Here is a 2802-nt window from a genome sequence, read left to right as displayed (position 1 = left end):
CTCACCACCAGAGTTCCACCGCACCAGATCACCCGTGCGATACATCCGCTCACCCGCACCACCAAACGGATCCGCCACAAACCGCTCAGCCGTCACGCCGAACCGGTTGGCGTAACCCCGCGCCAGACCGGCACCGGCGACGTAGAGCTCGCCGATGACACCCGGGGGCAGCAGCCGCAGCTTCTCATCCAGGACGTACACCCGGGTGTTGACGAGGACATCGCCGATCGGTGCCCGAACGGTATTGGCTTGCTTATCCCTATCGATCATTGAGATCGAGACGTCGTCTGAGCACTCGGCGGGGCCGTAAACATTTGCCATGGGAATGTCGGGGAAACGCGCGTACCAGCGAGCGATCAGGTCAGGCGGCAACTCCTCACCGTGCACCAGCATCCAGCGCAGGCCGGCGAACCGGTCTACGGTGGAGTCGTCTAGGTCCCAGGTGTCCAGGATGGCGCGCAGCACCGCGGGCACGATCTGCAGCACGGTGACTCCGTGCGCGGCCACTCTCTCCACCGTCGCCAGCGGGTCCCGGTTCGTGTCATCGTCCATGATGTGGATCGCGCCGCCGGCCAATAGCATCGTCAGCGCCTGCCACACCGAGACATCGAAGGTCAACGGAGCGTTGAAAGCCATGATGTCGTTGTGGTCCAGGTCGTACAGGTCCACCACGGCACGGAGGTGGTTAGCCAGCCCGCGGTGCGGTACGAGCACGCCCTTGGGTCGACCGGTCGAGCCAGACGTGAAGACAGAATAAGCGATGCACTCCTGGAGTTCCGCCATGTCCGGGCCCTGCCATTTAACATCCGGTTCCGGGGGACTCGTGAGTAACAGCCGTACGGAATGCGAAGTGGCGGTTATCACGGCCAGGGCCCGGTCGTGCAGCTCGGGAGCGGCCACCAGGTAGCCCACCCCCGCGTCCAGGAGCATCTGCGCAGCCCGCTCCACGGGGACGCCACTGTCCAGCGGCATGTATCCACCGCCGACACCTAGGACACCGAGGACGACCGAGATGTACCAGGGACTGCGCTCGGACAGCACTGCAGTGATCGAGTCCGGCCCCACGCCGGCGTCGGACAGAGCACGGGAGATCGCGTCCGCATTCCGGGCCAGGTCAGGGTAGGTCAGGATCCCGTCGGCATCGGACACCGCAGTGCTTCCCGGTCGTTCGGAAGCTAGCTGGCGGACGTGTGTCGCGAGGTCCATGGGGGACTCAGAGGCCACTGGTCCCTGCCACTGCGAGAGCTGCTCGTGCCGTTCCTTCTTGGATAGCAGCTCAACGTCACCGATGCAGAGGTCCGGGTCCACCGTCACAGCTTCCAACAGCCGTACGAGGCGTTCGGCCATGGCCTGGACAGTCGCGCTGTCGAAGAGATCGGTAGCGTACTCCCAGGAGGTCCCAAGTCCCCCCGGACCGCCGGCGTCGTCCCGTCGGGTCTCGAAGTCCACTGACAGGTCGAACTTCGAGGTGGCCGTGGCCTGGGGGAGTATCTCGGTCCGCAGCCCTGGCAGGGCGACTTCGTCGGCGCCGAAGCCGTCGTTGAGAGCAACCAGGACCTGGAACAACGGGTGCCGGGCGAGAGACCGCTGAGGGTTCACCACTTCCACGACACGGTCGAAGGGGATGTCCTGATGGGCGAAGGCCATCAGGTCGGCCTTGCGCACCCTGTCCAGTAGTTCGGTGAAGGTCGGGTCGCCGGACGTGTCGGTACGCAGTACGAGCGTGTTGACGAAGAAGCCGACCAAGTCATCCAGAGCAAGGTCAGACCGCCCGGCGACGAGGGTGCCCATGGATACGTCGTGACCGGCTCCAGACCGGCTGAGGACCACCGCAACGGCAGCCTGGAGCACCATGAAGACTGTGCATCCCCGGACCTGGGCAAGCTCCTGGATACGGGCATGCAATCCGGCTTCCAGCTCCAGCTCCACAGTGGCGCCTTCGTACGTTGCGATACCCGGACGGAACCGGTCGAAGGGAAGATCCAGTTGCTCAGGAAGACCTGTGAGGGTGTCCTTCCAGAACTGTGCCTGGGCGGCGAGGGTGCTGTGGGGGTCCTGTTCGTCGCCGAGGAGTCCGCGCTGCCACAGGGTGTAGTCGGCGTATTGCACCGGCAGTGGAGCCCAGTCCGGTTCCTGGCCTGCGCAGCGTGCCTGGTACGCCTGGGCCAGGTCCCGCAGCAACGGTTTCATCGAAACTCCGTCGCTGGCGATGTGGTGGACCAGGATCAGCAGTACCGAGTCCTGACCGGGAGAGATGAACAGCCACACCCGTACCGGTACCTCACACGTCACATCGAAGACACTTTGAGCCGCCTCGGCGACCAGCTTCTCCCGTTCGGTGTCAGAGCACTCCACGACGGTCAGCCGCGGGCGTGCTTCCCCGGTCGGAAGGATCTGCTGGAACGGTTCACCCTCAATCGCGGGGAAAACGGTCCGCAGCGCCTCGTGGCGGTCCACCACGTCACCGACCGCCGCCTCCAGCGCCGCGACGTCCACCACCCCGGACAACTGCATCGGAACGGGAATGTTGTAGGTCGGGCTCGGCCCCTCCAACTGCGCCAGGAACCACAGCCGCTGCTGCGCGAACGACAACGGAACCCGCTCCGGCCGCACCCCCGCAGACAGCACAGCCCGCGGCCGACTACTTGCCGCGCGTTCCGTCTGGTTGAGGATGTTGGCGACGGCTGACACCGTGGGTGTCTGGAAGAGGTCTCGGATGCCGAGTTCCAGGCCGAGTGTGGCCCGTATGCGGCCGATCAGCCTCATGGCGAGCATCGAGTGCCCGCCGAGTTCGAAGAAGTT

The 2802-nt window shown here is 65.1% G+C and carries 1 protein-coding gene; it reads right to left on the bottom strand.

Features of this window, described 5'->3' with window-relative positions; genetic code table 11:
- Positions 1-2802 (bottom strand): amino acid adenylation domain-containing protein (locus ACFYSH_RS33915; RefSeq protein WP_388757732.1); only part of this gene is annotated, 2802 nt, incomplete at both ends.

The organism is Streptomyces sp. NPDC005791, from assembly GCF_042871485.1.
Taxonomy (GTDB): Bacteria; Actinomycetota; Actinomycetes; order Streptomycetales; family Streptomycetaceae; genus Streptomyces.
The sequence above is the reverse complement of the archived record's forward strand: the minus strand, read 5'-3'. Positions and strand labels throughout refer to the sequence as shown.